This window comes from Streptomyces sp. NPDC001744 (genome assembly GCF_042892575.1).
Classification (GTDB): Bacteria; Actinomycetota; Actinomycetes; order Streptomycetales; family Streptomycetaceae; genus Streptomyces.
In genome coordinates this window covers 1-25,467 of the sequence record NZ_JBIAUG010000037.1, presented here as the reverse complement: position 1 = coordinate 25,467, position 25,467 = coordinate 1, and the positions used below count along the sequence as shown (strand labels likewise).

The 25,467-nt window shown below is 69.5% G+C and carries 26 protein-coding genes and 4 pseudogenes; 13 read left to right on the top strand and 17 right to left on the bottom strand.

Annotated elements, in window-relative coordinates:
- The 4 genes and pseudogenes from ACFYZY_RS29110 to ACFYZY_RS29095 all read right to left on the bottom strand — a co-directional run.
- Window positions 1-643, bottom strand: a 643-nt coding sequence (locus tag ACFYZY_RS29110; protein ID WP_388700056.1) for an ATP-binding cassette domain-containing protein, incomplete at its 3' end; no start/stop codon positions are given.
- Entirely contained in the window at window positions 607-1,359 is a 753-nt protein-coding gene (locus tag ACFYZY_RS29105) for a hypothetical protein (protein ID WP_388700054.1), read from the bottom strand. The genes ACFYZY_RS29110 and ACFYZY_RS29105, both read right to left, overlap by 37 nt.
- Before the next feature lie 388 nt (window positions 1,360-1,747).
- Window positions 1,748-1,948, bottom strand: a pseudogene (locus ACFYZY_RS29100) (response regulator transcription factor); the annotation flags it as partial.
- An 11-nt stretch (window positions 1,949-1,959) separates the two neighbouring features.
- Window positions 1,960-2,154, bottom strand: a pseudogene (locus ACFYZY_RS29095) (SDR family NAD(P)-dependent oxidoreductase); the annotation flags it as partial.
- 96 nt (window positions 2,155-2,250) lie between these two features.
- Here ACFYZY_RS29095 and ACFYZY_RS29090 point away from each other — a divergent pair.
- Window positions 2,251-3,541: pseudogene (locus ACFYZY_RS29090) on the top strand (IS256 family transposase).
- Window positions 3,542-3,709: 168 nt separating this feature from the next.
- Here ACFYZY_RS29090 and ACFYZY_RS29085 read toward each other — a convergent pair.
- Window positions 3,710-5,896 carry a hypothetical protein gene (locus ACFYZY_RS29085; protein WP_388700051.1) on the bottom strand — a complete coding sequence of 729 codons (2,187 nt, stop codon included), beginning with the start codon at window positions 5,894-5,896 and terminating at the stop codon, window positions 3,710-3,712.
- A gap of 785 nt (window positions 5,897-6,681) precedes the next feature.
- On the opposite strand from ACFYZY_RS29085, the gene ACFYZY_RS29080 reads away from it, so the two are divergent.
- Window positions 6,682-7,050, top strand: coding sequence for a fic family toxin-antitoxin system, toxin component (locus tag ACFYZY_RS29080; RefSeq protein ID WP_388700048.1), 369 nt, complete (start codon window positions 6,682-6,684; stop codon window positions 7,048-7,050).
- Window positions 7,051-7,508: 458 nt separating this feature from the next.
- Here the strand turns inward: ACFYZY_RS29080 and ACFYZY_RS29075 are convergent, their stop codons facing one another.
- The 4 genes and pseudogenes from ACFYZY_RS29075 to ACFYZY_RS29060 form a co-directional block, all read right to left on the bottom strand.
- Complete coding sequence (locus ACFYZY_RS29075) at window positions 7,509-7,691, bottom strand: hypothetical protein (RefSeq protein ID WP_388700045.1); 183 nt, start codon at window positions 7,689-7,691, stop codon at window positions 7,509-7,511.
- 180 nt (window positions 7,692-7,871) lie between these two features.
- A complete protein-coding gene (locus tag ACFYZY_RS29070; RefSeq protein ID WP_388700043.1) occupies window positions 7,872-8,432 on the bottom strand; it encodes an RICIN domain-containing protein in 561 nt (186 codons plus the stop codon).
- Between the two features lie 391 nt (window positions 8,433-8,823).
- Window positions 8,824-9,267: pseudogene (locus tag ACFYZY_RS29065) on the bottom strand (site-specific integrase); the annotation flags it as partial.
- A 219-nt stretch (window positions 9,268-9,486) separates the two neighbouring features.
- Window positions 9,487-9,675, bottom strand: a complete 189-nt coding sequence (locus ACFYZY_RS29060; protein ID WP_388700041.1) for a hypothetical protein — start codon at window positions 9,673-9,675, stop codon at window positions 9,487-9,489.
- Window positions 9,676-10,081: 406 nt separating this feature from the next.
- Between ACFYZY_RS29060 and ACFYZY_RS29055 the strand changes: the two genes are divergently transcribed.
- The 4 genes from ACFYZY_RS29055 to ACFYZY_RS29040 all read left to right on the top strand — a co-directional run bounded on the left by ACFYZY_RS29055 (window position 10,082) and on the right by ACFYZY_RS29040 (window position 12,337).
- Window positions 10,082-10,600, top strand: a complete 519-nt coding sequence (locus ACFYZY_RS29055; RefSeq protein WP_388700038.1) for an RNA polymerase sigma factor — start codon at window positions 10,082-10,084, stop codon at window positions 10,598-10,600.
- Entirely contained in the window at window positions 10,597-11,298 is a 702-nt protein-coding gene (locus ACFYZY_RS29050) for a hypothetical protein (protein WP_388700036.1), read from the top strand. The genes ACFYZY_RS29055 and ACFYZY_RS29050 overlap by 4 nt, the downstream gene beginning before the upstream one ends.
- A gap of 219 nt (window positions 11,299-11,517) precedes the next feature.
- Complete coding sequence (locus tag ACFYZY_RS29045) at window positions 11,518-11,811, top strand: hypothetical protein (protein ID WP_388700034.1); 294 nt, start codon at window positions 11,518-11,520, stop codon at window positions 11,809-11,811.
- A gap of 355 nt (window positions 11,812-12,166) precedes the next feature.
- Complete coding sequence (locus ACFYZY_RS29040; RefSeq protein ID WP_388700031.1) at window positions 12,167-12,337, top strand: hypothetical protein; 171 nt, start codon at window positions 12,167-12,169, stop codon at window positions 12,335-12,337.
- A gap of 61 nt (window positions 12,338-12,398) precedes the next feature.
- On the opposite strand, the gene ACFYZY_RS29035 is transcribed toward ACFYZY_RS29040, so the two are convergent.
- On the bottom strand, window positions 12,399-12,701 hold the full coding sequence (locus ACFYZY_RS29035) for a hypothetical protein (protein WP_388700028.1): 303 nt from the start codon (window positions 12,699-12,701) through the stop codon (window positions 12,399-12,401).
- A 276-nt stretch (window positions 12,702-12,977) separates the two neighbouring features.
- On the opposite strand from ACFYZY_RS29035, the gene ACFYZY_RS29030 reads away from it, so the two are divergent.
- Both ACFYZY_RS29030 and ACFYZY_RS29025 read left to right on the top strand, forming a co-directional pair.
- Entirely contained in the window at window positions 12,978-13,463 is a 486-nt protein-coding gene (locus tag ACFYZY_RS29030; protein ID WP_388700027.1) for a hypothetical protein, read from the top strand.
- Window positions 13,464-13,575: 112 nt separating this feature from the next.
- Window positions 13,576-14,082 (top strand): hypothetical protein, encoded by a 507-nt coding sequence (locus tag ACFYZY_RS29025; protein ID WP_388700024.1) that lies wholly within the window; start codon window positions 13,576-13,578, stop codon window positions 14,080-14,082.
- A 61-nt stretch (window positions 14,083-14,143) separates the two neighbouring features.
- Here ACFYZY_RS29025 and ACFYZY_RS29020 read toward each other — a convergent pair whose 3' ends face one another.
- The 3 genes from ACFYZY_RS29020 to ACFYZY_RS29010 all read right to left on the bottom strand — a co-directional run bounded on the left by ACFYZY_RS29020 (window position 14,144) and on the right by ACFYZY_RS29010 (window position 15,242).
- Complete coding sequence (locus ACFYZY_RS29020) at window positions 14,144-14,392, bottom strand: hypothetical protein (protein ID WP_388700021.1); 249 nt, start codon at window positions 14,390-14,392, stop codon at window positions 14,144-14,146.
- 158 nt (window positions 14,393-14,550) lie between these two features.
- Window positions 14,551-14,748, bottom strand: a complete 198-nt coding sequence (locus ACFYZY_RS29015; RefSeq protein WP_388700020.1) for a hypothetical protein — start codon at window positions 14,746-14,748, stop codon at window positions 14,551-14,553.
- A gap of 44 nt (window positions 14,749-14,792) precedes the next feature.
- Complete coding sequence (locus ACFYZY_RS29010) at window positions 14,793-15,242, bottom strand: hypothetical protein (RefSeq protein WP_388700017.1); 450 nt, start codon at window positions 15,240-15,242, stop codon at window positions 14,793-14,795.
- 175 nt (window positions 15,243-15,417) lie between these two features.
- On the opposite strand from ACFYZY_RS29010, the gene tap reads away from it, so the two are divergent.
- Window positions 15,418-17,685 carry a telomere-associated protein Tap gene (gene tap, locus ACFYZY_RS29005; RefSeq protein ID WP_388700015.1) on the top strand — a complete coding sequence of 756 codons (2,268 nt, stop codon included), beginning with the start codon at window positions 15,418-15,420 and terminating at the stop codon, window positions 17,683-17,685.
- Between the two features lie 11 nt (window positions 17,686-17,696).
- The gene (gene tpg / locus ACFYZY_RS29000; protein WP_388700012.1) at window positions 17,697-18,254 is read left to right on the top strand and encodes a telomere-protecting terminal protein Tpg; all 558 of its coding nucleotides are present in this window, start codon (window positions 17,697-17,699) and stop codon (window positions 18,252-18,254) included.
- 60 nt (window positions 18,255-18,314) lie between these two features.
- On the opposite strand, the gene ACFYZY_RS28995 is transcribed toward tpg (ACFYZY_RS29000), so the two are convergent.
- Both ACFYZY_RS28995 and ACFYZY_RS28990 read right to left on the bottom strand, forming a co-directional pair.
- A complete protein-coding gene (locus ACFYZY_RS28995; RefSeq protein WP_388700010.1) occupies window positions 18,315-18,992 on the bottom strand; it encodes a PIN domain-containing protein in 678 nt (225 codons plus the stop codon).
- Between the two features lie 367 nt (window positions 18,993-19,359).
- On the bottom strand, window positions 19,360-19,944 hold the full coding sequence (locus ACFYZY_RS28990; RefSeq protein WP_388700059.1) for an endonuclease domain-containing protein: 585 nt from the start codon (window positions 19,942-19,944) through the stop codon (window positions 19,360-19,362).
- 191 nt (window positions 19,945-20,135) lie between these two features.
- Here ACFYZY_RS28990 and tpg (ACFYZY_RS28985) point away from each other — a divergent pair, with 191 nt between their 5' ends.
- The gene (gene tpg, locus ACFYZY_RS28985) at window positions 20,136-20,657 is read left to right on the top strand and encodes a telomere-protecting terminal protein Tpg (RefSeq protein WP_388700009.1); all 522 of its coding nucleotides are present in this window, start codon (window positions 20,136-20,138) and stop codon (window positions 20,655-20,657) included.
- A 181-nt stretch (window positions 20,658-20,838) separates the two neighbouring features.
- On the opposite strand, the gene ACFYZY_RS28980 is transcribed toward tpg (ACFYZY_RS28985), so the two are convergent.
- Window positions 20,839-21,873: a hypothetical protein gene (locus ACFYZY_RS28980; protein ID WP_388700006.1), complete on the bottom strand. Its 1,035-nt coding sequence runs from the start codon at window positions 21,871-21,873 to the stop codon at window positions 20,839-20,841.
- Window positions 21,874-22,425: 552 nt separating this feature from the next.
- On the opposite strand from ACFYZY_RS28980, the gene ACFYZY_RS28975 reads away from it, so the two are divergent.
- Complete coding sequence (locus tag ACFYZY_RS28975) at window positions 22,426-23,106, top strand: hypothetical protein (RefSeq protein ID WP_388700003.1); 681 nt, start codon at window positions 22,426-22,428, stop codon at window positions 23,104-23,106.
- A 107-nt stretch (window positions 23,107-23,213) separates the two neighbouring features.
- Here ACFYZY_RS28975 and ACFYZY_RS28970 read toward each other — a convergent pair whose 3' ends face one another.
- Window positions 23,214-24,479, bottom strand: a complete 1,266-nt coding sequence (locus ACFYZY_RS28970) for an esterase/lipase family protein (protein ID WP_388700001.1) — start codon at window positions 24,477-24,479, stop codon at window positions 23,214-23,216.
- A 494-nt stretch (window positions 24,480-24,973) separates the two neighbouring features.
- Between ACFYZY_RS28970 and ACFYZY_RS28965 the strand changes: the two genes are divergently transcribed.
- A complete protein-coding gene (locus tag ACFYZY_RS28965; RefSeq protein ID WP_388699999.1) occupies window positions 24,974-25,336 on the top strand; it encodes a hypothetical protein in 363 nt (120 codons plus the stop codon).
- The last annotated feature ends 131 nt before the right edge of the window (window positions 25,337-25,467 follow it).

The following is a 25,467-nucleotide window of genomic DNA, read 5'->3' as shown; positions in this document are numbered from 1 at the left end:
GCAGCCCGGCCAGCACCTTCGTGAGCGTGGTCTTCCCCGACCCGTTCGCCCCCACCAGGGCCGTCACCTTCCCGCGCGGCACCCGCACGCTCACGCCCTTCAGGGAGGGGGAGTCCCCTCCCGGATAGGTGTACGACACCTCTTCCGTCCGCACCTCCCGCACCGGCGAGGGCAGCGGTGCACCGGACGCGGGGATGGCGTTCTCGCCCGCCACCTCGATGGCGTCCTCGGTGTCGGTGAGGTACAGCAGCTCCTCGTACAGCCGGTTGACCTGCTGCACCAGCGACGTGAGCCGCGCCGTCGAGGTGCGGATGGCGATCACCGCCGTGCCACCGACGGCGAGCGGCAGACCGCCGGAGGCGAGCAGCCACCACAGCAATCCGTAGCAGGCCAGCGACACCACACCGGCGAACGCGCCCGCGACCAGGTCCGTGGACGCCTGCGCCCGGGCGAGCCGCCGCTGCTCCGCCTCCGTCTGCCGTGACATCTCCTCGTAGCTGGACAACAGCTTCGTGCCGGCGGCGTGCACCCGGATCTCCCCGGCGGCGTGCGGGCGGGTCAGGTGGGCCAGCAACGACGCGATCGCCCGCCGGTGGTCGACCCAGTTCAGGCGGGAGAGGTACTCGCGGCGCGCGGAGCGCACCGCCCCCATCCCTTGGGCAGGGCGATCGCCAGCAGCATCGGCAGCAGTGCCCAGTGCAGCGCCGCGAGGACGACCGCGGCCGCCGCCATGCCGATCACCACATTGCCCACGCCGACCGACAGGCGGAGCATGCTGCGGGCGGAGTCGGTGCCGAACTTCCCCGCCTCCAGGAGCCGCTGGACCTCCGGCCGCTCGGTCGCCTCCACCTCCACCCCGGTGACGGCCGTGTAGTACCGGGCCGAGGCCGCCCGTTCCACCTGCGGTTCGAGGCGGCCCGACATCGCGGTCGACCACGCCGACAGCACCGAGGTCGCCACCGCCGCGACCGCGAGCACCGCCAGCGACGGCAGAGCCTCGCGGAGCTTGTCCGGGGTCTGGCCGTCGGCGAACAACCGGGTGAGGACGCCGTTGACCGCCACCAGTCCCCAGCCGGCCGTCACGCCCTGCCCGAGCTGCGCCGCCACGACCCCGGCCAGCGCCCGCCGGTCCGTCTCCCAGCCGGTGCGCAGCACCATGCCCACCATGCGGGGCAGTGCCGCCGCCATGCGCCCGAACTTCAGCCGGGTCAGCGGGCCCTCGTGCCGGACGTAGGACTGGTCGTAGCGCAACCGGCCCCCGTACAGCTCCCGCTCGGCGTCCGAGATGTTGGTCGTGGTCGGCGTGGCGGTCTTCGGCGGGTTCACGGTCTCGTCGCCGCCTGGTTCGACTTGCGTCAATGTGTTCCCTCTCAGAGGCGGAGTGGGGTGTCGGCCTGTTCAACGACGCCGCCGCGATTTCGAACGCGTGTCTTTCGGTCGGGTTGCGCACCCTGGGATTCCGCGGTTCGTCGAAGGTGTGTGGTGCACCGACCCTTGCCGCGTAAGAGTGCGTGGACGGAGGCGGGTTGGCCGAAACGCCGATGCTTGGTCGCCGTCGCCGTCGCCGTCGCCGTCGCCGTCGCCGTCGCCGTCGCCGTCGCCGTCGCCGTCGCCGTCGCCGTCGCCGTCGCCGTCGCCGCGCGCGGCCGGCAGGAGTGTCCGAACGCCGTCCGCCACGACGGACGCCGAAAGGACGGGGGCGGCGGAAGAAGGCCGACGAAGCCGGCACCTGAGGCCCGCGGGAGCCTCAGGCGACCAGGCCGTGCCGGTAGGCGTAGACGACGGCCTGGACGCGGTCGCGCAGGCCGAGCTTGCCGAGGATGCGGGACACGAAGGTCTTGACGGTCTCGCGGCTGATCACGAGGGCCGCGGCGATTTCGCTGTTGGACAGGCCGTCCCCGACGAGACGCAGGACCTCCAGTTCCCGGGGTGTCAGCGGGACGTCCTCGGCGCGGCCCGCGGCACGCCGAACACGTCGGTGCCGGCCGCGCGGAGCTTGTCCATGGCGGCCTCGCGCCGTTCCTCGTCGCGTGCGCCGATCCCGACCGTCCAGCCGAGGGCGCCGAGCTTGGCGGCGATCTCGTACCCGATGCCCTTGTTGGCCCCGGTCACCAGGGCGACCCTGGGGTGATTCACGGTGTTCGTCTCGGTCATGACACCGATGGTTCTCTCCCCCCGCCGCCGGGCAGGGCGTCCGAGACCGGGACTGTAAATCGTTCGGTGTAACTCCCGATCAAGGAAGATGCACCGATGACCAGTGAGAATGTGACCCAGGCCGGGACCGTCGAGCCGTCTGAGCCGCAGCCGTCGAGGGTGGTGGACGACCGGCTGATCGACGAGCTGGTCTCCCGTGCTCAGGCCGAGGGTCTCCAGTTGACCGGCGAGGGCGGACTGCTGCAGCAGCTGACGAAGCGGCTGCTGGAGTCCGCGCTGGAGGGCGGGATCACCGACCACCTCGGCTATGACAAGTACGGCCCGGCCGGGAAGAACGGCGGCAACAGCCGCAACGGCAGCCGCGCGAAGACAGTACTGACGGACGTCGGTCCGGTGGAGATATCCGTGCCCCGCGATCGGGACGGGTCCTTCGAGCCGAAGATCATCAAGAAGAGGCAGAGGCGCCTGACCGGCGTGGACGAGATGGTCATCTCGCTGTCCGCGAAGGGCCTGACCACCGGCGAGGTCCAGGCCCACCTCGCGGAGGTCTGTGGCGCCGAGGTCTCGCGCCAGACGATCTCCACGATCACCGACAAGGTCCTCGAGGGTATGGCCGAGTGGCAGAACCGGCCGCTCGACGCCGTCTGTCCGGTGGTCTTCATCGACGCCATCCACGTGAAGATCCGCGACGGCGCCGTCGCCAACCGGCCCATATATGTGGCCCTGGCCGTCACCACCGAAGGCCGGCGCGACATCCTCGGGCTGTGGGCCGGGGACGGCGGCGAGGGCGCCAAGCACGGGATGCACATCCTGACCGAGATCAAGAACCGCGGCGCGGGCGACGTCCTCATGCTCGTCTGCGACGGTCTCAAGGGCCTGCCCGACGCGGTCGAGACCGTCTGGCCCCGCACCACCGTCCAGACCTGCGTGGTCCACCTGCTGCGGAACTCCTTCCGCTATGCCGCCCGCCAGGACTGGGACAAGATCGCCAAGCTCCTCAAGCCCGTTTACACCACGGCGACCGAGGACGCGGCCCTCGAGCGCTTCGCTGAGTTTGCCGACGCCTGGGGGAAGAAGTATCCGGCGATCGTCAGGCTCTGGGAGAGCGCCTGGGAGGAGTTCACGCCGTTCCTGCGGTTCGATACCGAGATCCGCCGCATCGTCTGCACCACGAACGCGATCGAGTCCGTGAACGCGGATCCGGCGGGCGGTCAAGGCACGCGGGCACTTCCCGAACGAGACGGCCGCCCTGAAGTGCGTCTACATGGCGATCATGTCCCTGGACCCGACCGGGAAGGGACAGGCCCGCTGGACCATGCGCTGGAAGACCGCCCTGAACGCCTTCGACATCACCTCCGACGGCCGGCTCTCCGCAGCCCGTCAGTAACCTCAACCACCCGCGTTACACCGTTCGATTGACAGACCCCGGAGAGGGCGTCGAGGACGGCTTGCCGCCACAGGGGCGGCTTCGGTAGGCGTTAACAGCAGCTGGAAGAGCACGGGCTGCAGCCCGGGCCTTCTCGTGGAAGAAGGCCCGGGCCCGGGTGGTACAGATTCAGCTTGCGTAGCAGTAGCGGTTACTGAGCGGAACGTTGTCGAACCGGACCGTTCTCCATGCGGTGAGGGGGGTGGCGCCCCAGAGGACGTTGACACGCACCACTAGGCATCCACCGCGGTTGTAGGCGGCCCGTGTGTTGTTGAACGCGCTGTTGTAGTAGTAGCCAACAGCGATGGCACACGCGGCTTTGGCCACAGCGTGCGGAAGGTTGCCACAGATGACGCCGCTCGCCGTGGCCACCGTCCACCCGCGGTTGTCGAACTGGGCCTTCATCCAACGGGTGGTGGCTTTGCTGAAGTACCAGGAGCAGGTGACGATCCCGCAGTTCCGCTTCACCCAGGGGTCAGCGACTACAGGGAACTGAGGCGCCACCGTAGTTCCGGATGCGTCCATGACAGGCGTGAGATCGATGGTCAGCCTGAGGATGTTGCCCTCGACGGAATACGAGGTCGGCCAGGTGCGACCGCGCGCGTCCTTTGCCCACGGCTTCTGGATGCGAGTGACCTCTTCGAGAAGGACGGTAGGTTCAGTGGTGCTGGCATGCTCCTTGACCACGAGTGCGCTGCCATCAAGTTCGTCGATGGCGAGCTGTGTTCCTGCGGGCAGGGTCATCGGGAAGTCGTAGCTGGTCGGCGCTGTTGCGTCGTCGAGGTGGGCGAAGGTGCGAAAGCCTCCGTCGGTGGTGGGCTGCACACCGATGGAGTAGGCCGAACTGGTGCCGTCATAGATGACGGTTCCACCGTTGGTGCGTGAGGCCGTACCCGTCGCAGGGAGGTGCAGAATGGTGGTGCCCGCGTCGTTGCGTACGTGGATGCCCTGTCGGGGATCGCGGGGTATCTCTACCGTGGTGGTGCCGGAGTCGTCTGTCCTGGAGTTGATCACGATGTTCTCGGTGTCGCTACCCACTTCACTGGTCACGTCCGCAGTGCCGGTGATGTTCTCGATGGCTTGACCAACGCTGGTCGGAACCGGGAACGTCCGCTCCACGAGCTCAGCGTAGGAGAGCACATCGACCCAGACGGTTACCGGCTTCAACCCCGTGTTGCGAAGGTTGACCTTGCCGTCTCCGCCGAGCTTGGCGAGGGTGAAACCGGTGACCTCGGCATTGGGGGCGTAGGTGACGAGCGGAGTGGCAGAGATCGCCGTCTGGGTGGGGGACACATGGACCGCGCCGGATCCCTCGCCGAAGGCGGTGACGCCGATGCCGACAGCCGTGGTGTTGAGTACGGGAACCCCAGCAACGCCCCGCGGGTCCACGACCTTGTCGCCTCCGGCAGGGATCACCAGCTTCTCGGCAATGCGGGAGGGGAGGACTGAACGCAGGTTGGTGCGAAGCGGGCCATTCGAGGAGGAGGTGAAGTATCCGACGACATCAGCGGTCACTTCGGCGCTACCCCAGCCGAGGTTGTGGATGTTTACGATGCCGTTGGTACCGATCTTCGTGATGGTGAAGTTCTGCTGGTCCACTCCCTTCTGGTAGTCGATGGTGGCATCGACCGGCCACGAGTCTCCCGCGGGGTATACCCGCACGGTGCCGGTCGAGGAACTTCGGACCTGGACGTTCAGGGCTACGGCGGTGACGCCGGCGGCAGGAACACCGCCCTGACCTATCGGTTTCAGTTCGAGGTTGCCCCCCGCTCCCACATTGGTAGGTGCCAGGATCCGCTGCGGCGACAGGGCCGTGTAGGTGCTCCCCTGGCTGTTCGGCTGCTGAAGCGTGTAGCCCTGCACATCGAAGTAGACGCGCACACTGGCGGTGCCTTGGTTGACGACCTTCACCTGCCCGTCGTTACCCACCTTGGTCACCAGGGTCGTAGCCGCGTAGTGCGCCTTGTCGTAGCTCACACTGGCCGTATCGGGCTCTACCTCACCCGCGGGGTACACGACCAGAGACCCAGAATCTCTGTCACCCTTGGCCGCCACGCTGACGGCCACGGTGTCGAGCCCGACGGCCGGAAGTGAAGCGGTCCCGGCAACCTGCACAGTAAGCGTCGCCCCTGGTTCCACCGTCACATTATCCAGAACGCGTGCTTCAGCCGGCACATACTGCCCACCGGCGGATGACTCTTCGGAGCGTACGGTTTCACTCTGAGACGGTTTCGTAAGCTTTTCAGGCGCAGGCTGTACCAAAGCGGCGGAAGCAGAGGCCGCTCCTGCATTGACCGCCTGCCCGGTGGTCAGCACGGACAATGACACCAAAAGGGTCATTAATGTAGATCGAGTGCGCATATGACTCTTTCGTCCCTCGGTGATCTAGGAAAGTAACGGTCGCGGCAGGAGTGCTTTCGTGCCACAGGCACAGAAAACTCCCCAAACCCGGTCACTCTCGGATCTGTCATCACGCCATCTGTGACGCGCGTTGATTTTCACAGCCACCCAGGGGGGCGGTGTAGGCATACAGCGCCAAGCTCTTAGCTTTTAGCGCCACGCGTCAGCACGCCGCTGCACCACAGAAGCAAAGGCCACTCCAAAAGGCTCCCTTACGGAGATAAGCGGGCAATAGTGAGCAAGGGTGCGATCTTGAGAGGCAGCGTCGATGCCGTGGGGCGTGCTGAGCATCTTCCGCCCACGCAGTCCCACGGCTTCCAGTGACCGCCTCCTCGCTCACCACAGGAATCTTGACCGTGGAGAGTGAAGCTGCAGCTCGCCAACTGACACAGGGAAGGGACTCACAGGAGATGCTGCGTGCGATGGAGGCGAAACCGCGCGGCCCGGGGAATGGAGGTCCGGCCAGGCCGCGACGTCCGGCACGTCACCCGTTCGGCTGACGGAAGAGCAAAAGGACTTGGGCCGGGGTTTCCAGGGCGGCACTGCGGTCCGTGCCCTTGTCCTCTTCCTCCTTGCCACGCCCTTCTGCCCACCACCGTCCTCGCCCGGTTCCTCGCCGGCGCCGAGGAGTTCGTCACCGAGCACGCCCTCGGCTTCGCCGAGCACTTCGGCCCCCGCCCCGCCGCCGGAGACCGGGCCGAGTGAACCTGACCGTCGACCTCATCTGGCTCCTGGACGTCGCCCAGGAGAAGATCCCCGGCGATCCCGACGTCGTCGACTTCGGGGCCCTGGAGGCCGCCCGGGCCCGCCACTGCGCGGTCGTCATGGGCACCACCGTCTACCCCGAACCGCACCACCGCGCCGCCGCCCTCCTGCAGTCCCTCGTCCGGCTGCCCGCGCTGGAGCACTCCAACGAGCTGTACGCGGCCGCCGTCGCCGCAGCCTTCCTGACCGCCAGCGGCCGCCCCGTGAAGGCGAGCACCGAGCAGGCCGTCGACCTGGTCAAGAAGACCGCGAGCGGGCTGGACGTCCGCGACGTCGCCGCCGCCCTGACCACCTGGACTCCTTGAGTGGTTCCGGCCGGCAGTGTTCCCGCGGCCGCGCGCGGCGTTGGGGGACGGCACGGGGCTGGTGAAGAGGACAGGGACCGGCATCGAGGAGCGCGGACCAGGTGGCAAAGGCGGCGTGCGAGCTCGCGAACGACACCGTCGGGTACGGCTGGAGCGAGGCGGCCGCCGGTGACGTCCTGGTCGCCATCGACACCCTGACCGCCGCGCTCGCCCGGCTCCATCCGGACGCCTGCGAGGCCCAGGCGGGCGGTGGCCGCCGCGGCGGCCACCGCCCGCCTGGGCCTGCCCGCCGACACCGAGCCGGAGCCGGAGACATCGACGACCGGGACGGCGCCGGAAGTGCCCGGACCGCGTCCCGGACGCCGGCCCCGCCGGCGCGGGCCCGGGCCCGGGTTCCAGGGCATCCGCTGACCGGCCTGGCGTCCCGTCACCTCCAGGGCCGCGCACGAGGGGAAGGTTCAGCCGGGTCCCTGGTAGACGACGACGGCGTCCAGGAGGATGCCCACCTCGTGGAGCACGGACCGGCCGTCCGTCGAGTCCCGGGCCGTCAGGCCCTCAAGGATGTCCAGGACCGGGGGCAGCAGGTCCGGCAGGGGCGCGACCGGTTGGCCGGCGCTGCGGGTCTCCTGCGCGACGAACACGCCGCCGACGGCGAGTGAGCTTCGCCGACTCTGGTCCGGGCCCGTTGGCAGCACGTTTGGACGCGGGGCAGGGGGGTGTGACGGGGGAAGCACGAAGCCCCCGGCCACGCGGCCGGGGGCTTCGGTGGACTTACGGTCCGAGCCTCCGCTCAGTCCGGCCGCGCTGGGGTGCGGCTGCCGTCACCAGCTGGTGTTGTCGTCCGCCAGGTGCCAGAGGCGGTCGGCGCTCGGGTAGGAGGTGTCGAGGTAGAGGGTGTTCCAGCTGCCGTCGTTGTAGCGGTTGAGGGTCATGGCGAGGTCAGTGTTGACCTTGGGCTGCCAGATCCACCAGCGGGAGTTGTTGTCGCCCTCCGGACGCAGGACCCAGCGCTGGAGGTCGGACCCGTCACAGGGTTGTACGACGATCGTGGTGCCTCGGGTGGGCTGCGCATCGGCCGGCTGGAGGCACTTGTCGGCGGCCTGGTTTTTGAAGGTCAGCGTGTAGCGGCCGTTCTCCCAACGGCCGTCGACCTCGTCCCAGACCTCGGTCCTGTGCTTCCACGCCGGGTCGCGGAGGGAGACCGCGGTGGCGCCCGCCGCCGTGGAGTCGCCGTACAGCGCGAGGCGGCTCCCGTCGGTCCGGTTGATCAGGTCCTGGCCGGTGCGGTCGACCGCCGAGGCGCTTCCCGCGCCGAAGGTGGCGAGGAGGGCGGCCGCGGTTGCGGCCGCGGTGAGGGCATGCAGGGGACGGAACGCGGGCATCGTTCTCCTTCAATGGCGGCTTTTCGGCAGTCACGTCTCACGGCGCCGGCTGGAGACGGCCAGGAACGAACCGTGGCCGTACTGGCCGGCGCCACTTGCTCAGCATGGAGACCGCGACCGGGCACCGTGTGAGGCCGAGGAGCGACAGACCAGACGCTCAGCCGCCCTTCGCCGCCTTCCCCCCGCTCCGCGACACAGGCCCGGCGCGGAGGGGAATCGTTTCGGCGGGCAGACTCCGGCCACCCGCGCCGGGAGAAGGAGAAGCACGGCCAGGTCACACGGGCGGGTGACCCGCCCGGCAGCCCGGGTCACCCCTGAGGGTGAACGGGGACGGAACCGGTGCGTCGGCGGCTGACCGCGCCAGGGCACCCGTCCGGCCCAGGCTGGTGATTCAGCGGCGTGCGTCACCGGGCGCGAAGAGGCTGGTCAGCTCCGAGAGCGCCTCGCGCGGCGGCTTGAAGTATCGCCGGACGTTCTCCGGGTTCTTGAGCCGGAACTTCGCCATCGGCGTCAGAAGCGAGGCACCCTGCACATCGAGCCCGGTCAGCCCGCAATGGCGGTACTCGTGCAGACCCCAGCCCGTCCCCGCCCCCGTACGGCGGTGTGCTCGTCAAGGAGGGCGCGGGCCTGACCGTAGGGGAGGCGGACCAGGCCCGTGTCCGTGCACACGTCGCGCGGGCGGGCTGACCACCTTCCCCGATCCGGGGCGGCTGTGGGTGACGAAGACCGGACCCCGGGCGCGGCTCTTGAGAAAGCGGGGCCGGAGCCGGGCGGTGCCCGCGCACCCGGCAGAACAGCCCCTGCCCCGGGCACCAGGACGCCGTCCTGCACATCGAGGCCGAGGAGCCACAGCCCTCCTCCTGGCCCTCGCGCACCTCCTGGACGACGGCGCCGATCCCGAGGCGTACGTGCAGGAGTGCGTGCAGCGCCGCCACCTGACCGCGACCGGGCCCGCGACCGGTGAAGTCGCTCTTTCCCGCGAAGGTCTCGCTCTCGAGCCGGGTTGAACCGCCGACGTCCCGCCCCGCCCCGCCGAGACCCAGGACGGGTTCGGCTACGGGGCGGACAGGCGGCGGGCGAGGTCGGCGGCGAGCTGCCCGGCCGCCGGGCCGCGCCCGACGGGATCGAGGCGTTCCAGGAGCCGGAGCAGGGCGACGGTCTCGCGGGCCTCGGTGTGGGTGAGCAGGGCGAGGCGGGGCTCGTCGGGGTAGGTGCCGGTCACCGGCTCGGAGTCGCAGTGCATGCCGTTTCCAACGGCGGTCGCCCGGGCCTGGGTATGGGCAGCCGGAACCGGGGACGACGGGGGTGGGGCGGCTGCTCTCCGCCGTAGTGACAGAAGCGCCAAGGCGCAGGCCATTTGACGTGATTCACCCCATCGTGGCGTGATCCAGCCTCTCCCGGCTCACGCGCCCCGTGTGACCCTGGTCACCCTCTTGCGACTCACTGTCGGTTTCATGTCACGCAGGGTTGATCAATTCTCCTGGTCGGCCCGCATTGCACACTACACGTATCGTCGCTGCGTGTGCCCGGTTGACTTCCCAAAGTGAATTTTGGTGGAGCGCGCATGCGTGTTCGGGGGTTTCAAACGGTTGAGTTGTTCACGCCGGCGCACCTCCGTACCGGCACTCGCCCCTCAACGAAGAGGATCCATGTCCGAAGAAGTCGGCGACGACGACAGCCCCGTTCCGCTGGACGAAGGCTGTCTCCCGCTGCCCGTGGAGTTCGAGGCGCTCTACCTGTTCAACCAGGTGGCGTTCCACGTCCTAGCGGTCCTGGGGACGAACGATGCGGCCGAACAGGCTGTGCACCGCGGGTTCCTGGAAATCCTGAACCTCTGGGACAAGCTGAAGGCCGAGAGCGAGGACCTCCAGCAGGAGGTCTGGGCCATCATGCGGCGCACCGTCATATCCGAGGGCCTGCTCTCCCTGCGCGAACGGATGGCCGCGCTCGACAGCGGCCGCGGCCTGTACGAGGCGCTGGGAAACCTCCCGCCCCGGCAGTTCGACGTGATGGTCCTGCGCTACATCGGCGGGCACAGCACCAAGCGCATCGCCTGGTACATGGGTGTCACGGCCAGCACCGTCGACTACCACTGCCGCCAGGCCCGCCAGCGGCTCGCCCCGAAGTACTACCGGATCCTGCAGAACACACAGGAGGGCACATCGTGAGCACCTGGGAAGAACGACTGGCCGGAGCCTCGGTATGCGAGCCCCGCCGCCCTTTCGACGCCGCCGAGGGCCTGCGCCGCCTGGCCCGCGACGCCGGCTACCGCCCGCCTTCCTCCGCACCCCGGCAGTCCGAGAGCGCCCAGGCCCGCAGCCGTCTGGAAGCGGTCGCCAGCTGGGGCGTCACCCAGCCCGGGGCGGCCGCCCACATGAAGAAGCTCACCGACATCATCGACGACCCCGACACCTCCTTCATGGGCTGGGGCAACAACCCCGACATCGACCACGTCGGCCTGTTCGTCTTCGCCTGCTCCCTCTACCTCGCCAACCACCCCGAGTCCGCCCGCTTCTGGTGGCAAGTCGCCACCGGCGCCGGACACGCCGCAGCCGCCTACTGCCTCCACCTGCAGCACCTGGTCGACGGAGAACTCGACCTGGCCGAGCACTGGTGGTGGCAGATCGGCATCAGCCTCACCGACACCCTGGGCCCCGGCCTCGACCTGTCCGAACAGACCGGCCTGATCGAGGCCCTGGAACGGTTCGCCGGCTACTCCGCCCGCACCGGCTCCCACCGCCCCGTCCCCATCGGCAGCCTCCAAAAAGAGTTCGAGCGCCTCGCCGACGTCCACGACGACAACGGCCTGCTGTGCCGACCCGACCGTCGCCTCGCCAAACGACTGCGCGAACTCACCAACAGCTGACCCGCACCGCCCCGCCGAAGGGAGCCCGCCCGGGCCCACCACCCCGGCAGGCTCCCTTCGCCGTTCCCGCACCGGAAAGGAAACCCTTCCCGTGACCACCCCCACCCCGGCCCCCGGCACACCACCCCGCCCCCGACGGCGCCGGGACCGCGCCGCGCTGCGGCACTTCGTCTGCGACCTGAGCTACGGCACCGGCCTGACCGCCGCCGGCCCGGGGCGATGGCCCGGGCCGCGGTCACCCAGGCCGGGGCGGCCGTCCACGTGGAGGAGCTGACCGCGCTCCTGGGCGCCGACGGTGACGGCAACGGCGACATCGCGCGGTTCGAGGGCTGGACCAAGGGCGTCGACATCGAGGGCGTCCAGGTCTTCGCGTGCATGCTCTACCTCGCCCACCACCCCGAGAGCGCCCGTTTCTGGTGGCGGTTCGCCGCCGGTGCCGGCAGCAGCAAGGCAGCGTACTGCCTCTACCTCGACCACCTCGCCCCCGGTGACGACCGCGAAGCCCGGTTGTGAAAGCGGCAGGTCACCGCCCTGGTCCGCCCGGACCCCGAGCAGGGCCGCGAACTCGCTCCGGAGGAACTGCTGGAGGCCCTGGAGCGCTTCACCGGCTACTCCGCCCGCCACAACACCAGCCGGGCCGTCCTCACCGGCGGCCTGGAGGCCGACCTCGACCAGCTGGCCGACCACCACGCCGATGACGGCTTGGTCTGCCGCCCCGGCGCCCGTCTGGCCGACCGTATCCACGAGATCCGCGAGCTCGCCGGCCGTCCCTGAACACAACGAAAGGTCCGGCGCGGGGCCGAAGGTTCCTACGCCGCCCAACCCCCGCCGGACCATCACCAGCACCCCGAAGAACGGAGCACCTACCGTGAACCCTAACCGCCCCACCCGCCCTGCGGGCCGGACCGCGCGAATCCGCCGCACCCGACGCTGGATCGCCCGGCGCCGCACCGCGCTGGCCTCCAGCGCCCTGCGCGGCGCCGCCTACGCCACCGGCGCCGGAATCGTCGGCCTCGGCTTCTACCAGCAGCAGCTCTGACCACCCGGCGACGCGAGGGCCGGAGACCGACGGCGTATCAGTCGGCGGCTCCGGCCCTTCGTCACGCCGCCATAACCTCCGCGAGCCGCTCCTGGTCTTCCTCGCCGATCCCGCCGTTCAGCGCGACGCGGGCCGCGAGAGCGCGGGCGGCGGGAAGGTCCGGGGTGAGGACCGCGAGGACCCGGTCCAGGGCCTCGATCAGGCCGGGCAGGCCGGTGTGGTGCACCGGTCCGAGACAGCCGTCGAGCAGGCCGGCCAAGCGCTCGGCGTCGTCGTCGTACCCGGTGGCCCGGACCAGCGCGGCAGGCCCAGATCGCCTCCAGGGCGTGGGCGGGAAGGAGCAGGACCCGGAGGTGTTCGGCACGGTGGTTGGCGGTGACGCAGTCCTCGACCTGGCCGGTGGCGGTCTGCCAGGTTAGGGCCGGCGCCAGGTAGCGGGTGTCGTCCAGGGTGCGCACGGCGGCGGCCGCCACGGTGTGCAGGACCTCGCCGACCATGCGGGCCTCGGTGTTCCAGAAAAAGCCCGAGGGCAGGAAGACGGGGCGGGGGGGGGGGGGCGGTACTGGCACTGTTCATGCGGGAGATCTGCCCAGGCCTCCCGTCCGCAACGTCCGGCCCTCAACAGCACGGAAGGATCCTCGTGTTAGTCACCCTCGTCACCGCCGCCCTGGCCATCCTCGGCACGCTCCTCGGCGCGATCGTCTCCGGCCGGTTCCAGGAGCGGGCCGCCGAACGGGCCGCGCGCGCCGGCCAGAGCGAGACGGTCCGGCGCGACCGCCTGGCGGCGGTCACCGCACTGGCCGTGGCGGTCAGCGATCACCGCCGGACCCTGTGGAAGCGCGGCGAGGCCGTCCTCGAAGGTGCGGATGCCGACCTGGTCCAGGCGCTGCGCGCCGAGAGCCAGGCGACCCGGGCCGCGGTCGCCCGCCCGCTGGTGACAATGCGTGTGCTGATCACCGACCCGGCCGTACGGGAGGCGGCCGACCGCATGATCACGCTGACCTACGCGATCCGCGAGGCGCTCGACAGCACCGAAGCGCTCAAAGCCGCCCGGCGGGAGGCCGTGGTCGCCCACGACGAGTTCGTGGACACCGCCGCCCGCTACCTCACCGCCCAGACCACCTGATCCGCCCGCTCCCGGCCCGGCGAAGGACAACCCCGTCGGCCCGCTCACCCCTTCCGGTGATCCCGCGCCCGAACCGCCGCCGGTCCCCGGCCGGACTCCCGGTGATCAGCCGGTGACCACACGACACCCCTGCCGAAACACCCTGCGCCGCACGGCGGCCGCAGCCGTCTTCGCCGCCGCCCTGGCCCTTGCGACCGGCTGCGCGGACGAACCGCCCGCCGGGCACGAGGAGCGGCTGAACAAGGCCGCTGTCGTCGCCGCCTTCAAGATCACCTGCACGAAGGACCTCTGGGACCGCACCAAGCAGGGCTTGGCGTCCACCACCGACTCGCACGAGGACGCCAAGCCCCGCAGGGCCGACGGTGAAGCCGGGCAGCGCGGACTGGTCGAGATCACCCTCACCGGCGCGCAGCTCGTGGACTACCTCAAGACCCTGGAGCGGGACATCAGCGGCGGACCGGCCGCGAACTCCTCCATCGAGCCGCTCTCCCGGCGCATGTACGACGCCATCGCGCCGGTGGTCGACCGGATCGAGAAGGGCAAGCCGCCCGCCGAGGTCCCCCGGGCGGTCGTCGACGACGCCGTCGGTCTGACCGACCCCACACCGTCCAAGAAGTGAGCACGGAGGCCGGGCCGCCGCGCAGAGTTGAACTCCTTTCCCAGTCCGGCCCGTACGCGGCTCAGGCCGCCCCGGCTACCTGTAGACCGCCCTCGTAGGTCCAGCTCTTCACCGGGCTCACCATCCCGCCGGCGGTGGCAGTGAGGGTGAGGACGACTCCGGGCCCGCCGTACTGCCCGATCCACTTCACCAGCTTTTGGTCGGCCACCTCAGGCCGACCCCAGACGCCGACGATGGTCGGGCCGCCCGGGCGGAAGCGGAGCACGAGCTCGTACTCGGCGTCCTGGTCCTCGAGGACCGCGCTGTCCATGGCGGTGGTCTTCCTGTGCTGATCGGGATGCCGGCGTCCGGCGGGAAGGCGTCGGCTTCACGGGCGCGACCCCGCCGGACGTCTTCAGCGTGGCACACCGGCTGTTCCGGGCGGCGGGGCGGCCTGGAGTGTCCGAACGGGCCGGACGGGGTGGGTGGTCAGCCGGCCGTCACTCCCCAGCCGATGCCCCGGCACACGCCCCAGCCCGGCTCTGTGGTGACTCCCCAGCCGACGTCGCCATACCCCTGTCCGCTGTTGCGCTCCATGTACGTACCCTTGTTGTCGTACGAGGCGCCGTCCGGCGTCGCGGTCCGACCATATCCGCAGCTCAGCGCCTTCCGGGTGTCCTGTCTCACCGAAGGTTGACCGATCTCATCGGAGACTGGGCAGTGCCTTCCGATCAGCGCAGGCTTGTAAGTCGCAATTGGGCTTCGTTGCGGACATCGGGGTCTTGGTCCGCTGCCAAGGTCCGGAGCTGAGCGATCAGCTCGTCGCCGTCCTTTCCGGTCGCCCAGCGTGGGTCGCAGTCAAGCTCCGCAGCGAGCTGATCGGCCGTTCCTTGATCGGAGGCGACTGCACGGGCAGCGAGCACGGCCCGCAGGCCGGCCAGATCTCTCCGAGCCAAGAGAGCCAACGCAGTATCCGAGGTCACGCCGGTGTCCTGAGCGTCCAGCAAGAGACGGTGCAGGACACCGGCGACACCCTCAATCTGAGGCGCTGCCGCCAGACATCGTCCTGCTGCAGCCCTCACAGACCAGGCCGGTGATTCCGCTGCGGCGATCGCGTCGCGAAGCCCTTGCTCGGTGAAGTCATCCACACTGTCAGGTTGCCAGCAAGATGTCTCGATCACGCTTCGTTGAGACAACACCTCACCGGTCAACCTTCAGTGAGAAGTGAGACAGGACACCGAAGAAGGGTATCGAGCACCCCTCGACCTCACGCGCACGCAATTCGAACGCTAAAAGAACGCAAGAAGCACGTGAAATGATCGCTTCGTGGGGTAGGGTGTGGCCCGGAGGTGTTTCATGTCCGAGTTGTTCGACGCGGTCGATGCCCTGCTCGCGTCCCGCGCCGTCCTGCCACCACCGGCGGAACGCAAACGCCTGCGGCAGGCCCACGCCCTGACGGTCGACGAGGTCGCGTCCGCGTTGAAGGTGCGCCGGGCCACGGTTTCCGGCTGGGAAGCGGGCAAAACCGAACCGCGCCCGCCGGAACGCGACGCGTACGCCCGGCTCCTGGACGGGCTCGCCCAGCTCTACCCCGCCCCGGCTCCGGGGCCCGGCCCGGGGGAGGTCCCGGCGGCCGGGTCCGTTCCGGCGGCCGCCGAAGCCGCCCCGGTTCCCGGGACGTTCACCGGCGAGCCCGCCCCGGCGCAAGCGCGGGCCACGGTCGCGGAGGAGCCGTTCGAGGCGGCAGTCGCAGCGACGCCCGAACCCACCCCGGCCCCCGTCGCCGCCCCGGCTCGTCCGGCGCCCGCCGCCAGGCCGTTGTCGACGTCGCGCCGCCCGGACGCGCGGAAGGCGGCCCCGGCCGGTATCCCGGCGCCCGGCGGCGCTGATCCGCGGTTCGAGAACGGGCCGCTCGCGGTCGTCGACGTTGAGGACGGGAAGGTGGTGGCGTACTGCACCGGCGGCCTGGTCCTGGACGTGCCCGCCAAGTCCCTGCCGTCCCTGGTGGAGTGGACGCTGCGCGAGGCGAAGCTCGGGGCTCCGAAGCTGTCGGGGCCGGGCAAGGACGCCGACCCGCTGCTCGTGCTCACCGAGGCCGCGCTGGAGCGTTACGGCCTGCCCGTCACGCTCACGGAGGAGGAGAAGGTCGCCGGGCGCCTCCCGGAGGGCCACAGGGTCATCAAGCAGCTCGCGCGCGCGGAGTGGAAGCTGACGAAGCGGGGCTTCGGCCCGTGGGCGCGGATCTACCGGCCCGCGACCGGTTCGGAGCGGGCGTGCGTGCAGCTGTGCATCCCGTCGTGGAACGCGCTGGACACCCGGCACTGGGGCACCGCCGGGCAGCTTCCGCCGGCGGAACTCGCCCGCGTCCTGGGCGTGTACGCGTCCCGGGTGATGACGCCGCGCGGCTCGACGGCCGTGACCGGCCTGGAGCTGATGACCGCGCTGCACCCGCCGACCCGGGCCTCCGAGCCGGACGCCGACGGCAAGCGGCACTCCGAGCACAACCCCGGCAGCCTGGGCAAGGACGCCATCGACCCGATGAACTGGCCGCCGTGCGAGGTCCCCGACGGCCACCCCGCCCTCAAGGACCTCCCGCGGTTCCACGTGCGCGGCCCCGGCGAGAAGCTGTTCGAGGAGGCCTACGACTGGGCGCGGCCGATGACGGACGCCGAGTGCACCCTGCGCCACCTGGTCGGCATCGACGTCAACATGGCCTTCGCCGCCGGCGCCAACGGCCTGACCGTCGGCCTGGGCGAGGCGACGCACGTCAAGGCCCCCGTCTTCGACCCGAAACTGCCCGGCTCCTGGCTCGTCGACCTCTCCCACGTCGACCTGTCCCGCGTGAAGGTCGGCAAGGAGTGGGTGGACCTGGACGGCTCGCTGCTGCCGTCCCCGTTCACACCGAAGGGCGAACGCCCGACCGGCCCGGCCTGGTACGCGACGCCCACCGTCGCCTACGCGGTGGAGCTCGGCTACGAAGTGCGCCCCGTCGAGGCGTGGGTGCGGTACGAGAGCGGCCGCTACCTGGACGGCTGGTACCAGCGGCTCCGGGACGCCTACCTCGCCACGATGGCCGACCTCGGCGTCGACGCCGACCTCGCCCCCGAGGACTTCCTGACGGCGATGGACGGCTACAAGGACCGTGACCCGGAGCTGGGACTCGTCGTCTCGGCCATCAAGGCGACGGTCAAGGGCGGCCTGGGCAAGCTGCGCGAACGGCCCCGGGCCGAGGGCTGGCGGCCCGGCGAGCCGTGGCGCGCCCTGTCCCGCCCGACGTGGCGGCCCGACATCCGCGCGGCGGTCATCTCCCGCACCCGGATCAACCTCCACCGCAAGATCGTCAAGCACGCCGCGTTCACCGGCCAGTACCCGATCGCGATCCTGTCCGACTGCGTCGTCTACGCCGCCAACGGGCCCTCGCCGCTGGACTTCCTGCCCTACCGGGACGGCAAGCCGCTCCCGGGCGGGTTCAAGCTCGGCGTCAACCCCGGCCTGGTCAAGCACGAGGGCACCCAGACCGTCCTGTGGGGCGAGGAAGTCCGGGAGAAGTTCGACGCCCCGGAGCTCAACCTCGCCCGGTACATCAAGGACGGCACCGTCACCGACACCGACAACGGAGAGTAGGGAAAAGGGCGATGAGCCTGATCGGGGACGGCCTGGACAAGGCGGTGCAGAAGGCGTTCACCCGCCCGGCACCGAAGAACGCGGGCCCGCAGATGCGGTACCTCGTCAAAAAGCTCGGCGGCACCAAGGCGGTCGCCCAGCTGCTGCGGGTCTCCCGGCGCACCGTCGAACGGTACGTGAAGGACCAGATCAAAAAGCCCCGCCCCGACCTCGCCGCGCGCCTGGAGCGCGAGGTCAAGGCCCGGTGGCAGCCCCAGATCCGGGCCAAGGCCCGGCAGAAGGCGGCAACCACCGGCGGCATCGTCATCGACACCCGCGCCCGCATGGGCTACACCGCGCCGATCGGCTCGACGGACCAGGACCGCATCCGGCACCTGACCGTCGCCCTGCCCCCGCAGTACGCCGCCCGCCTCTTCGACGCCCAGGACACCGGCGCCAGCGACCAGCAGCTCCAGCAGATCGCCGCCGAAGCGCTCAAGGACGTGTACTTCCAGGACGGCGGCCGCCGCGCCGGCTCCCTGGAGGAGGTCCGGTTCACGGACATCGAGCACCTCGAGTTCGACCTGTAGATCCCCGGACGATGAGCGGGCCCGGACCAGACGGTCCGGGCCCGCTCGCAGTCTGTGCGGTCAAGGCGCGGAAACGGGTTCCGGTTCCTCCGGCGCCGTGATGGTCTGCAGGTACTCGTCCTTCTGTGCCGTGATCTGATCGATCTTGTACTTCTCCGGCAGTTTTTCGGCGTCCAGTCCCCAGGCGAGCGCTCGCGCCCGCATGCCGTTGTCGCCGGTCAGGACCGTGACCTGAACAGGTGCGATGGACTGCTGGAGCTCGCAGGCCCGGGCCACGATCTCGTCGTCGTTGTTCGGCAATCGCACATGCTGGGGCTCGTCCAGGAGCACCTCGATCCGTACCCCGCCGACAGTCACCTGGCCCTGGCGCTGCTCCGTGAGGGTCTGCTCCAGTGGGGCGAAGACGCCTCGGGCTCGCTTTCGGATGGTGTCGCTCGTGGCGTAGGACTTCTTGTCGATCTCGTCGACGACCACGTGGGGGATGACCACGACCGTGTTCTTGCCGTAGAGCTTGGCCCAGGGGATCTTGTCGTACCGGGAGTAGTGCAGCAGGTCGTTGGTGTCCAGAACCACGGTCCGGCCCTGGTGATGGGCATGCGCGGCCTTCAACCGGCGCACCTCGTTGCCCAGGTCCATGAAGTACGTGCGGAGTTCGGTGAGCTCGAAGTTGAGCAGCTGGGCCAGACGTTCTGGAGCGTGGTCGCCGAAGACGATGCTGGAGTACCGCTCGCCTCGCATACGGGCAGCTATAGAGCGGTCGGTGAAGACCGCCAGCACCTCCTTGGTCGCCTGGAGTGTCCACTGGTCATAGAGATTTACGGCGTACTTCAGACGGTCGACATTTTCAGCCTGGCGTACGGCCTCTGGCCTAATTCCGTATGAGGAGAAATGGGGTACGGACATCTGCACGTTGTTCAGGCCCTGATCCGTCACGTTCTTCAGGAGTTCGAGCGCCTCATCACAAGTCCTGCCAGGTCGCAGCAGCATCCGGGTCCTCCTGCCATCAGGGCTGCCGGCCAGCCGCCGGTCAGTTCTGCCCCGCATCGTGCCAGACCGGTCCGACAACCCAACGCGCCGTCCTCTCGCACACCGCACGGGGGCCTCGTCACGTCCGCGCGTTCGTCTCGGAAGCCGTTCGCGGGCCCGGCACGCCAGCGCCGGGTTGTCCGGCCGCGAGCGCCTGGTCGACGAAGGCACGCACCAACTCGTGCGCCTCGGTGGCCGGCACCTCCTCCCTCCACTTCTTCGTCCAGTGCCGGTTGCAGTACAGGTCGAAGACGTGCCCTCCCGTGGTGGTGTCCCGGTGTCGTACGGCCGGCTGCACGGGGCAGCTGGCGTCCCGGGCCTCGGCTTCCAGGTGGAGCCCGGCTACCGCGGCGTGGAACCGCGGGGGAAGGGTTCGCTCCTCGCGGCAGCGGCTGCATTCCAGCAGGTGCGCCACGACCTCCTCCCGCCGCAGCAGGTACTCCGGGGTTCCCATGCCCTCGATGGTGTTGCAGCTGGCGCAGACCGGGCCGCGGACCAGGTCGTGTTCGTGACAGTGGTCCCAGACCGAGGCCCTGCTCGACTGGCACAGTCGGCACAGGTAGTCGTCGGCCCGCAGTTTCCGGGCCCGCATCTGCCCGTACGCCACCCCGCGCAGACGCCCGGTGTACGCGGTGAACTGCGTCCCCGAGCACGGCGGGCACATCGTCACGTACCCGGTCGTGGTCGGCGTCCTCCACCCGCTCCAGCGCGGCCCCCGCGCTCCGCACCGCGAGCACACCCGCGCTCGCTCGAGGAGCTTGTCCTCCAGTGCCTCCCACCGGTCCAAGAGGTCGGCATAGGCGCGGGGGAAGCCACCAGCGGCCCCCGTCCCGGGTGAGCAGCTCCAGGGGGTAGGTGCCGGCGATCGTGGAAGAGGTCCCGGATCCGTTCCGCTCGACCAAGGCCCTGGCGGAGCGCCTGGACGTCTCGCGCCGCACGGTGGAGCGCTACCGCGCTGGGACCCTGACGACCCCGCAGAAGCGCCTGCGGGCAGTCCTGGTGGAGGAGACGGAATCCGAGTGGCAACCCCAGGTCAGGGCACAGGTACGTGCGGCGGCGGCCTCCTCCAGAGGGATGATGGTGAGCGTGACGGCCTACTTCGGATTCATGTGCACGGGCAGCTCGGACGACGGCCGCCAGCGCCAGATCACCACGGACATCTCGCCCACCTACGTGAAGCGGATCCTGGAGTTCCAGGAGGCCGGTGTGACGGAGGAGGACCTGCATCCGATCGTCGCGGAAGCCATCACGGAGTCGTATTTCACGAAATGGGGCACCCGCACCGATGGTCTGCGCGCGGGTTTCACACAGGTCTTGAAAATAGACTTCCGGTTCCGACCCGACCGAATTCACGACCTGCTAGAAATATATCCGTGAGCCAAAGCACGGTAGGTGTCACACAGGCAGGCTTGTCGTCACGGAGCCCGCATCGCTGATTTTCATTTCCTCATGTCGACGCGGCAGCCATCTACAACACCCTGATCTACTGCCCCGACCGTCGGCTGTCGCTTCGTGACGGAGTGGCAGCGGGGCCTCGGATCCGGGGGACTCGAGGCGGTCAAAGCGTGCTCTGTGAAGCGACAGCCCGATCGCAGACGAGTTGCATGAGCGCCTGGGCCCGCTCCGTGGCGTCGAGACTGTAGAGGTCGTCGCCGATGGGACCGTATGTCATGTCGATGAATACCGCGCCCACCCGGGCTCGAATCTCGATGCGCTCGCCCCGTTCGAAGTTCGGGGCGTTAGGGTAGTCGAACGTGGTGGCGAAGCTCTCATCACCACACCGCGGCATCGCGATACGCGTTTCTTCTGATCTGTCGCTTTCGTTATCCTTCGGCCCGTTAGCCGATTTCAGCTCCTCCGCATACCCATCGATCACCTTTTGGACGTCTCGGCACGCGGTTACGATGTAGGACACCTTGAGATTACCCGAGTTCATTTTCGGGTTCTCGTAGATCGCAGTCCCCCGGTTACACCCTGTGGCGCCTGCCTCCTTTATCTGGAACCCGTTGCGCTGGATGAAGACTGTCCAGCCTGGCGGCATGTCCTCCAGATCAGGCACCACGTCCTTTGCCTCGGTCACGGTCAGTTCGCGAGGTGTAACGGTCCTTTTCCCGCTGCCGTCGCTCGACGTCGAATCACCGTTCTTACTGGCTGTCGCGGATGCGGAGCCATGACCGCTGTCCGTAGGGTCATCAGAACTAAGGACCCGGCTCCCGCCGTACACGGCGAGGACGATCACGGCGAGGACCACCAGCACGGCCAGTACGAGGGCCACCATACCGGCCGCTGACGTCGGCTTCTTGAAGTTGATCGTCCCGCTGCCGACAAGGATCGGGTTGTCGCCGCGCATCCGGCTGCGGTCGATGACCACACCGCCGGCCGCATGCGGTGCACTCAGGTGAAGCACCAGCGCGTGTCGCAGCCCGGGATCGGCCTCGATCTCCTCGGTGAGAATCGCCGATGCCTCGGCCTGCGCCTGAGGCGACGCCCCGGTCTCGTCAAGATCCGTCAGTGCAGCCCGACCACGGTCCGACGCCTCCAGCCGGTCTCGTACGAGCTGCGTGACAGCAGCTCCGGCCTGCTCTCCCACCATGGTTGCTGCTCCTGTGATCGCAGCCGCCACGACCCCGACAGCGGCCGCGGCGAGTTCACCTGCTCCCATGACACCCCCGAATCACACGATCACCAGACGACTATGCCTGTTACCGCATCATGTCATCACGACGCCGAGATCCATCCAACTTGGCTATGAAGGAAGGAAGTTCGTGCCGGAACCTGTGGCTGACCGTGGGCTGCTTTCCCCCGTCCCAGTTGGTGACAGCATGGCTGCCGAATTAGCTTTTGTGACAAGCCGCATGTCTCGTTGGTGACAACAGAGCTGCTTCGACCCGTCCCCTTCGACAGTTCACCCGGCTCACCTGGTGACAACTCCCGAGCTTCGGTTCAATTCGGCGGGCCGCCGCCAGAGCACTGTGCGACGGGCCGCCACCGAATCCGCACCACGAAGACGAGGCCGAAGATGACCACGCCCTGGCCACCCCGGAGTACCGCCCGCCGCCCGCTTGCCCCGCGCGCTGCCGCGCCCCGGGAGCCGGTCGACCCCGCCCGGATCGGCCGCCGCGTCGTACGGCGCCGGACGAAGGGGATGGACGCCGTCGCCGTCGCGGCGGCCCTCGACGATGCCCGCTTCGACGCACGCCAGAACTCCCGGTTTGAGGACCTGGCCGACGACGCCCGCGGCCGGGCGGAGCTCGCGGAGTGGGAGCGCCTGGACCAGCTGCTCGCCGCCGCGCCGGCGGGCGCCGTCTACGACCCGGACGCCGACCCCGTCGTCCAGGAGGAGCTCGCCGCCGAAGCCGCGGCCGCCGCCGACCGCGAGGCCGCGCTGCGCGAAGCCGCCCGGGTCGCGGCCCGCGCCGACGAGCTTCAGGCGCTGCGCGAGCTCCACGCCCTGGAGCAGACCGAGCCGGCCGACGGGGACGAAGCCGTCCGTGACGAGCTGACCCGGCGAGCCGGCGGGTACGCCCCGGCCGACGTCGACGCCTGGCTCGCCCACGCCCTGGCCGCGCACCGCGGGCACTACGCCGCCCCGCCGCCCGCGAAGCCGCCGCCAGCCTCCTGCCGCCTCCGCTCCTCGCGCACACCGCGCTGCTCGCCGAACTCGCCCGCCTGGTCCCCGGCGTCGGCGTCGACGAGCTGGCGTTCGCGGCCCGGCTCGCCACCGCCGAACCCGAAGCCGCCGGTGACCTCGCCGCGTTCCTCGCCCGCGCCCGCTCCGAGGACCGCTGACCCCGCCCACAACCGCCCGGAAGCCGCGTCACGCTGACGGTGCCCTTTGACACCGAACCTGGACCGATTGCCAGCGAAGTTGGACCGGCGGCTTGGGGCGGGGGCGGGGCGTGCGTTGGATCGCCTGCCCGCCCCCGGAGGGGGTCAGCTGATGGCGACGATCTCGTTGACGATCCATGCGCCGAGTTCTTCGGTCATGGTGGTGTGGCCCTCGTTGCGGCCGGCGGCCTTGAAGGCGTCGAGCTCGCTGTTGTCGGGCGTGATCGGCCGGTAGAGCACCTTCGGGTCGCTGATGTCGCCGGCGGCGAGGGCGCTGATGGCCGGGATGAAGCAGGACGTGGCGATGACGTCCGGGTCCACGGTGTTGCCGAGCAGCCTGCAGAGGAGCGCGACGAGACCGAAGCTGCCGGGGTCGCCCTGCTCGGAGGGCGCGGTGAACAAGCCGCCGGGGGCGCCGTCGATGTCGGGCAGTCCGCTGGTGCGGACCGAGACCGCCTCGCCGCCCTTCCTCTGCAGGCGGGCGACTTCCTGGTCGCCGGTGGCCTGGGTCTTGAGCCACGTGTCGACGAGCGTTTCACCGTCGGCCCGCACGGCGGTCACGTCGGGCTTGATGCCGTTGCCGTTGCCGTTGCCGGTCGCCACGCCGTTGGCGACGCCGATCCTGCGGACGGACCGCGGCCAGCCGCCGAGCTCTTCGAGCGCCTGGAGGAACTCGACCCGCTCCCGGTCCTCCTTCACGGTGCCGGTGGCCTTCTCCAGGTGCCAGCGCGCCATCTGCCGTGCGGCGGGGCTGTTGAGCAGCGCCGAGAACTGGCGCAGCTTCTCCCCCACGAGGGGGACCTCGCCCCAGTTGTCCGCTGCGAAGTGGGTGAATGCCTGCAGGGCGACAGGCAGCCACGCGCCCTGGTGCGGGGTGTCGTAGGAGAGGTACAGGGACGTCTCGTGGTCCGGGAGGGAGGGGTCCTGCTCCATCTTCGCCAGCGCGTAGCGGGTGACGAGCCCGCCCATGCTGAATCCGCCGACGACCAGCTTCGACCGTCCCACCCGCTCGGCAAGGGCCCGGCGGATGCAGTCGATGACGGTGTCCGCGTTCGCCGTGATCGATGCCGCCCGGTTGTCGTAGCCCAGGATGATCACGTCGTGGCCGGTCGCGTGGAGCTCGGAGACGAAGCGGTAGTCATCGTTCTCCTCCAGGCCCGCCCAGAGCTGGTCCAGGCGGCTCGGCCCGGCGGAAAAGCCATCGGAGAGGATGACCGGCCGGGTGAGCTGCCTGCGGTTCAGCGGGCTGTAGAAGACCCAGGCCTTCCCGCCAGTGAGCTCCCACTCATCGTGAGGCTCCGGCGCGGCGGAAATCTCGGTCCGGGCTCCCGGGGTGGCGGGGCCCCAGAGGTCGACGACAGGGGTGGTCATGGTCAGTTGACTCCTCAGAGGGGTGAGTGGGGGCGCCGAACGGCCTACCCCCAGTCACAACTCTATGGAGTTGAATAATAGCTATGAGTAACGGTGCTTGCAGGTTCATACGATGGTGGCCGTATTCACGCCGGTAGGCATGGAAGCCTGCGGCCATGGGCACACTGCAGCGTTCGATGTCAGAGGACACTCGCCCGCGCCCGCTCCGGCGCCAACTGACCGTGTCCTGTGACAGCGAACCTGGACGGTTTGCCATCGAACTTGGACTGGCACCGCCAATGTCGCCGATGTGACCGGGCGCCAGCCAAATGCGCTCCAGGGCTGGGGCTTTCGTACCGAAGATTGGTTGGCAGGAGGGGTGCGCGGGCGCGGAGAGTCGTCCAGTGCGCTCCAGGTACACCCATACTGATGGTTTGGCCATGACAAGCAACAAAGCGGGCTACCGGGTTCATACCGTGTGATGTGTCGCTTCCCTGCTGAGCAAGGAGTACCTGGTGGCCAATAGCTTCCAGACCGAGCAGATCCCGCACGGCTTCGCCTTCACCGAGAGCGGTGGGCTCATCCACTACAAGCACACGATCATCCTGACGGTGCCTCCGCCCAACGCCGGCCCCTGGGGCGACGTGTGGCTCAGCTTCGGCTGCGCCTGGGCGGACGTGAAGCTCGGTGTGAGCATCTACACCAGCGGCTCCTGGGGTGGCGTGCAGCCCCGCAACGTCCCTGACAACGGCGACCGCCTCGCCGAGAAGCTGCCCGCCGGAACCCGGAAGGTCCTCATCGGCCGGATGAAGACGGCGGCCGCGGACTCGGCGGACGACGTGCCGGTCAGCTGGCTCCTGGAGTACCTCGGGACCTGACGTGCTCCTACGGTGCCCCGGCCTGCCCCACTAGGCACTGAGCTCTTTCAGCGTGGCCACTGATCGAGTGACGCAGGCCGAGTCAGGATGGGGACCGCAACGCACAGGGCTCCCGTGCCGTTGAGGGAGGT

Coding starts and splice junctions, on each gene's coding strand:
- ACFYZY_RS28990 (WP_388700059.1), bottom strand. CDS start 19,944: ATGTGCCCGCCGTGCTCGGGGACGCAGTTCACCGCGTACACCGGGCGT.
- tap (WP_388700015.1), top strand. CDS start 15,418: ATGTCCGAGTTGTTCGACGCGGTCGATGCCCTGCTCGCGTCCCGCGCC.
- ACFYZY_RS29020 (WP_388700021.1), bottom strand. CDS start 14,392: ATGGACAGCGCGGTCCTCGAGGACCAGGACGCCGAGTACGAGCTCGTG.
- ACFYZY_RS28995 (WP_388700010.1), bottom strand. CDS start 18,992: ATGCGAGGCGAGCGGTACTCCAGCATCGTCTTCGGCGACCACGCTCCA.
- ACFYZY_RS29045 (WP_388700034.1), top strand. CDS start 11,518: ATGGCCCGGGCCGCGGTCACCCAGGCCGGGGCGGCCGTCCACGTGGAG.
- ACFYZY_RS28970 (WP_388700001.1), bottom strand. CDS start 24,479: ATGACCACCCCTGTCGTCGACCTCTGGGGCCCCGCCACCCCGGGAGCC.
- ACFYZY_RS29060 (WP_388700041.1), bottom strand. CDS start 9,675: ATGCACTGCGACTCCGAGCCGGTGACCGGCACCTACCCCGACGAGCCC.
- ACFYZY_RS29070 (WP_388700043.1), bottom strand. CDS start 8,432: ATGCCCGCGTTCCGTCCCCTGCATGCCCTCACCGCGGCCGCAACCGCG.
- ACFYZY_RS29055 (WP_388700038.1), top strand. CDS start 10,082: ATGTCCGAAGAAGTCGGCGACGACGACAGCCCCGTTCCGCTGGACGAA.
- ACFYZY_RS28975 (WP_388700003.1), top strand. CDS start 22,426: ATGGACGCCGTCGCCGTCGCGGCGGCCCTCGACGATGCCCGCTTCGAC.
- tpg (WP_388700012.1), top strand. CDS start 17,697: ATGAGCCTGATCGGGGACGGCCTGGACAAGGCGGTGCAGAAGGCGTTC.
- ACFYZY_RS28980 (WP_388700006.1), bottom strand. CDS start 21,873: ATGGTGGGAGAGCAGGCCGGAGCTGCTGTCACGCAGCTCGTACGAGAC.